Source organism: Methylomonas sp. BG-2 (assembly GCF_057766305.1).
Window position 1 is genome coordinate 1 of sequence record NZ_JBYMAP010000235.1, and the last position, 6,085, is coordinate 6,085.

The 6,085-nt window shown below is 63.6% G+C and carries 3 protein-coding genes; 1 reads left to right on the plus strand and 2 read right to left on the minus strand.

Translation table 11 applies throughout. The features are described 5' to 3' along the window. Positions 1–349: 349 nt before the first annotated feature. Positions 350–4,060: a hydantoinase B/oxoprolinase family protein gene (locus AC3B8H_RS17385; RefSeq protein WP_488442806.1), complete on the minus strand. Its 3,711-nt coding sequence runs from the start codon at positions 4,058–4,060 to the stop codon at positions 350–352. Positions 4,061–4,212: 152 nt separating this feature from the next. On the opposite strand from AC3B8H_RS17385, the gene AC3B8H_RS17390 reads away from it, so the two are divergent. Further along, positions 4,213–4,992, plus strand: a complete 780-nt coding sequence (locus AC3B8H_RS17390) for a hypothetical protein (protein WP_488442807.1) — start codon at positions 4,213–4,215, stop codon at positions 4,990–4,992. A 61-nt stretch (positions 4,993–5,053) separates the two neighbouring features. Here the strand turns inward: AC3B8H_RS17390 and AC3B8H_RS17395 are convergent, their stop codons facing one another. Beyond that, on the minus strand, positions 5,054–5,905 hold the full coding sequence (locus tag AC3B8H_RS17395) for a PEP-CTERM sorting domain-containing protein (protein ID WP_488442808.1): 852 nt from the start codon (positions 5,903–5,905) through the stop codon (positions 5,054–5,056). Positions 5,906–6,085: the final 180 nt, after the last annotated feature.

Genomic DNA, 6,085 nt, shown 5'->3' on the forward strand with positions numbered 1-6,085 from the left:
GCGGAAACGGGTAGGCCTTGCCGCCGATCAATTCGGCGACGACCGCCGCGACATGGGCGGGCTGATGGGCGGAAATCGAAAAATGGTGAATCATGTTTAATGCTCGTTCGGTTGGGGGAAAGCCCAGGTGGTTGGAAAGCGCCCCAAAGGGCTTTGCGAATCGGGGCGGCTATCTTAACCGATGGTCGCTAAAAATGCGCGGAGGCCGGTCAGGCGTTGCCCGAGCGAATCTGCCGGGCGGTTTGGGATACGCCTGCGGTTGGGTGTGGCGCGTCGCGCTATCGACACGCCAATCGGGAAATTACGGGGATAGGGCAAGCGGTGGAACTTTACGTTCCGTGCGGCGGTGTTAAGCCGCGCCAAAACCGCCGCCGCCCGGCGTTTCGATGACCAGGCTGTCGCCGGGTTCGACCTGGACTTCGGCGCGGCCGGGCAGGATTTGTTCGCGGCCGTCGGCGCCCAGCAGGCGGTTGACGCCCAGCGCGCCGGGCGCGCCGCCGTGCAGCCCGAACGGCGGCAGGCGCCGGTGGCTGGACAGGATCGCCGCGCTCATCGCTTCGCGAAATTCGATGCGGCGAATCGCGCCGTCGCCGCCGCGACATGCGCCGGCCCCGCCGCTACCGCCGCGTATCGAGAATTCGCGCAGGATCACCGGAAAGCGCTGTTCCAACACTTCCGGATCGGTGATGCGCGAGTTGGTCATGTGGGTATGCACCGCGTCGGCGCCGTGAAAACCGGCCCCGGCGCCGGCCCCGCCGCACAAGGTTTCGTAATATTGATAACGCTGATTGCCGAAGGTGAGATTGTTCATCGTGCCCTGCGAGCCGGCCAGCACGCCGAGCGCGCCGTACAGCGCATCGACCACGTATTGCGAGGTCTCAACGTTGCCGGCGACCACGGCGGCCGGCGGGCGCGGATTCAGCAGGCAGCCGGCCGGTATCACGATGTCCAGCGGTTTCAGGCAGCCGGCGTTGAGCGGGATGTCGTCGTTCAGCAGGGTGCGAAACACGTAGAGCACGGCGGCCTTGCACACTGCCGCCGGCGCGTTGAAATTGTCGGCCAGTTGCGACGAGGTGCCGCTGAAATCGATGCGCGCCGCGCGCGCGGCCCGGTCTACCGTGATCGCCACCGCGATTTTCGCGCCCTGATCCAGTTCGTATTCGAAACGGCCGTCGTTCAGCGTTGTCAGCAGCGCCCGGACGCAGGCTTCGGCGTGGTCGCGCGCATGGCGCATATAGGCGCTAACCATCGGCAGGCCGTAGCCGGTAATCAACGCGGCCAATTCCTCGGCGCCCTTGCGGTTGGCGGCGATCTGAGCCCGCAGATCGGCAAGGTTCTGTTCGGGATTGCGGGCCGGATGGCGATGGTGGCTTAGCCATTTCCGAATCGCGGTTTCTTGAAATTCGCCGCCGGCCAGGATTTTCAGGCCGGCGCTGCAGACGCCCTCGTCGTCGATGTCGCGGCTGTGGGCCGGCATCGAGCCGGGCGAGATGCCGCCGACATCGGCATGATGGCCGCGCGAAGCGACGAAAAATAGTAACTCCCGGCCGGCGGCGTCGAATACCGGCGTCACCACGGTGATGTCGGGCAAATGGGTGCCGCCGGCGTAGGGCGAATTCAGCAAAAAAGCCTCGTCGGGCTCGAAATGGCCGGCCCGATCGTGCAATAAAGCGAGCACGCATTCGCCCATCGAACCCAGATGCACCGGGATATGCGGCGCGTTGGCGATCAGGTTGGCCTCGGCGTCGAACAGCGCGCAGGAAAAGTCCAGGCGTTCCTTGATGTTGACCGAATGCGCGGTGTTTTGCAGCACGAAACCCATCTGCTCGGCGACCGACATGAAGCGCTTGTTGAATATCGCCAACAGCACCGGGTCGGGGCGGGCGGCGGGGTCCCCGAGTTCTGTCGGGTCCTGGCCGTTGACCAAGCCGGTTCCGTTGATTTCCGGCAATCGACTCGGCCCGTATTCCGCGATGGGTTCGGGGTGAATCGCATCCACGGGCCGGGCGATTACCGGCTGGTCGTCGGCCGAGGCCGGGTAACGCCGCAGGAGCAGATCGCCGCCGGCCAGCAATTGCGCTTGCCAGCCGGCTTCGATGACGATGGTCGAGGTCGGCTCCAGCACAATGGCCGGGCCGGCCACGGTTTGGCCCGCCGTCAGCTGTTCGCGCCGATACACCGGCGCGGCGTGCCAGGCGTCCCGGCTGAAAATCCGGGTGACACTCTCCGGATTGCCGTCGCCGGCTTCACGGTTGGTCGGGGCGGCCGGGCTGGCTTGTTCGGCGGCGGCGATGCATTCGACTTCGATCGTGGCGATGCAAATCGGCCGGTCCGCGTAACAAAAGCCGAAGCGGCTTCGATAGCGTTGTTCGAAATCGGCCAGAACCGCCGGTGCCGGGCCGTAGTCGACGCTCAACGCGGTGTCGGTGCCTTGGTAACGCAGCGTCAGGCGTCGTTCGCGGACCGGCTCCGGTTCGGCAAGGCCTTGCTCGCGCAACTCGGCCAGCGCCAGACCTTCCAAGGCCTGAAACTCTCGATCCAGTTCGGCGGCGTCGATGTCGTCCCAAGGCCGTTCCAGCGCTTGCTGTTTCAACACCCGAAAGTCCGCCAAGCCCATGCCGTAGGCCGACAATACACCGGCCAGCGGATGCAGCAACACGCTGGGCATGCCGAGGCGTTCGGCCAGCAAACAGGCGTGTTGGGCGCCGGCGGCGCCGTAGCAACACAGGGCATATTCGCCGAGGTGATAGCCTTTTTGCACCGAGATTTTCTGGATTGCCTCGGCCATGTTTTCGATCGCGACGCTCAGAAAGCCGGCGGCGACTTGCTCCGGGCCGCGCCGGTCGTCGCTTTCGCGATGGATGCGTTCGGCCAGCTCGGCGAACAAGGTTTTCACCAAGTCGCGGTCGGGCGGCAAATCGCCGTTGGCACCGAATACCGCCGGAAAGTCCGGCAGCTTGCCAAGCAGCAAATTGGCGTCGGTGACGGTCAGCGGCCCGCCGCGCCGATAGCAGGCCGGGCCGGGATTGGCGCCGGCCGAGTCCGGGCCGACCCGGTAGCGCAGGCCGTCGAAGTGCAGAATCGAGCCGCCGCCGGCCGCGACGGTATGGATCGCCATCATCGGTACCCGGATGCGCGCGCCGGCGATTTCGCTGTCGCAGCTGCGTTCCAGTTCGCCGGCGTAGTGCGCCACGTCGGTCGAGGTGCCGCCCATGTCGAAGGCGATGATCTTGGACAAACCGGCCCGCCGCGCTACCGCGACCGCGCCTATCATGCCGCCGGCCGGGCCGGACAAAATGCAGTCCTTGCCTTGAAAGTCGGCGGCGCGCACCAGACCGCCGTTGGATTGCATGAACCACAGCCGGGCGTTGGGGTCGTGGTCGGCCAGGCCGCGTTCGACTTGTTCGACGTAGCGGCGCAGCACCGGCGATAAATAGGCATCGACGACGCAGGTGTCGCCGCGGCCGATCAGTTTCGGCAACGGGCTGACTTGGTGAGACAGCGAGATTTGCTCAAAGCCGGCGGCCGCGGCGAGTTCGCCCAATGCCCGCTCGTGCGCCGGATAACGCCAGGCGTGCATCAACACGATCGCGACTGCGCGCAGGCCTTGCCGGTAAAGCGTTTGCAGTTCCGCCAGGGCCCGGTCGCGATCCAGCGCCCGCAACTCGGTGCCGTCGGCGGCCATACGGGCGTCGATTTCGACGACTCGGGTATATAAGGGCTCAGGGCGGCGAATGTCGAGCGCGAAAATATCCGGCCGGTTCTGGTAGCCGATGCGCAAGCAGTCGCGGTAGCCCCGGTTGACCAGCAAGGCCAGCGGCTGGCCGTTGCGTTCCAATAAGGCGTTGGTGCCGACCGTCGTGCCCATTTTGACATGGGCGATGCGACGGTCGGCGGCACCGTGCAAAATGTCGCGTATGCCTTGCAAGGCCGCGTCGCGATAGTGCTCCGGGTTATCGGACAGCAGTTTGCGGGTGAGGAACTCGCCGTCGGCGGAACAGGCCACGATGTCGGTAAAGGTGCCGCCTCTATCGATCCAGAATTGCCAGCCCCTAGCCATCGAAATTCGTCCGGAAGAAATTGCCGATCAAAAATTGCGTCACTTTATGTGATGATAGCCGGTTTAAAAAAGGGTCCGCCGGCCGGGTTCGCCAACGACCAACGGCGAATCCGGCGGTAGGCGCAATAATAATCATTGGAGAGGGGGAGTGCGTGGAAACTTTGTTCGATATAGCTTTGTTGGCGATTGCGGCGTATGCCGCCAGAGCGTATTTGCTGTTGCCGGAGACGGTGCGGGATAGAGACATCTTTCCGAGCCGGGCGGCGACTTTCGTGACCCGCTTGGTGCGCGAGCAAAACGTCCGCGACGGGGTTGCGGATCGCGCCGAGCCGGTTTCGGTCGCCGAAGCGGCCGCTGAAGCCGGCGCGGAGGAGAGAGTCGAAAACCCGGCCGCCGAGTTGTCGTTGGCGATCGAGGAGGAAGCCGCGGCCGAGGCGCCGGTCGAGGTGGCTACGGTGGCCGACGAAGCGGAAGCGATCGTCGAAGCGGCACCGCGCGTACCGGAAGATTCTATCCTGAGCCGCCATTATTTCGCGCAACAGGCGGCTGAAAAAGCCGCGCTGGCCAATCCGTATCCGACCGAGTCGGTGCTGCGCCGGCATTATCGGCAGCGCCTGGACACATTGCTTGATTTGCAGCCGGTGGGTACCGAGAGCGCTAGCGACATCAATGTAACTGAAGCGGAACCCGATGTTGCCGATTCATCCGTGAAGCTTGAACGTGCGGAAGGCGGCGATCGGATGGTAAGCGACGCCGATAGCGGGGTCAGCGTTCCGGTCGTCCCGACCGATTCGGTGTTGAGACGGCATTTTCTGGCGCAATTGCAAAATGAGTTTCAGGCCGAATGGCCGGATAGACCGACCGATTCGGTGTTAAAACGCCACCGCCAACAGTGGCTGGAAGCGAAAATCGCCGCCCGACTTGGCGAATAATCCGGGCTGATCCCGTGGGACCGTCGGCGCCGGATCAGGCGCCGACGGCGCTAGCCAGCGATTAAACCGCTTGCGGCGCGGTTTGTTTACGCTTGCCGGTGCCGAGCAGGCCCAGCAAGCCGCTCAAAAATAGCCAAGTGGCGCCCGGTAGCGGTACCGCGGACACGCCGGTCAACGAAAAAGCCTGGTTGAACGCGGTGCCGCCGACAATATCGGTGCCGATCCGCAGCCAGTCCGGGTCCAGGTTTTCGTCGCGTATCCAGGATTGCAGATCCGGCGAGAAGGGACCGCTGCCGCCGACGATGGGTTTGGCGGCCGACAGCCACAGAAAATTGCCGTTCTTCAATTCCACTTGCGGCACGAAAAAGTAGTGGTCGGCGTCCAGTGTAAGGGCTTGGCTAAAATCGATATTAAAGCGGATTTCCCGGCCGCTGACGGTGCCTTCGCCGCCGGTGGTTTGGTCAGGTAGGGCATGAATGCCGTTCAAAACCGAGTTGCCGGCCGTCGCGACATCGCTAAGTACGCTGACGCTGTAGCTCAAGGTATTATCGGCGGAACCGCGCGATTCGAATGCCACGTCGGCGGGCGAATTGACCCTGGTCGGGACCCGGCCGGACGGTGGATTGACCGAGTCCTTATCGAATACCCGGTAAATTTCCACATTGACGTTGGCGATGTCGGCCAATGTGGCGCCGCCGGCCAGCAAGCCGGTGAAACTGGCTTGGTTAAGTTGGGTTTTCTCGGCCAGGATGAAATCGTCGGCCGATTCGATTTCCAGGCCGCCGGCGCCGGCTCGGGCGCCGACGGCGATTCTAAAATCGGCATCGCCGGTGCTGAAGCTGAAGGCCGAGGCGTCGTAGGACGTCGCGAACAACGCGGACAGGGCCAGGACGGGAAAGAATTTGTGTTGCATGGTCGTTCTCCTAAGGCTAATGAATAATGATGAGACGGGGTCTCGGATACCGAAACTGCTGACAGCTTCTGTCAATCACTATTGCGAGCAGCGTGCCAAGTCTGTTTTCAAACATTTCATGCGTATTTTCATTGGCTTAGCGCGCGATTGCGCTGGGCGCATCCGGGGCGGCTCAGCGAC

Excerpts from the sequence above, each read along its gene's own strand:
- AC3B8H_RS17385 (WP_488442806.1), bottom strand. The coding sequence starts at position 4,060 with ATGGCTAGGGGCTGGCAATTCTGGATCGATAGAGGCGGCACCTTTACC.
- AC3B8H_RS17395 (WP_488442808.1), bottom strand. The coding sequence starts at position 5,905 with ATGCAACACAAATTCTTTCCCGTCCTGGCCCTGTCCGCGTTGTTCGCG.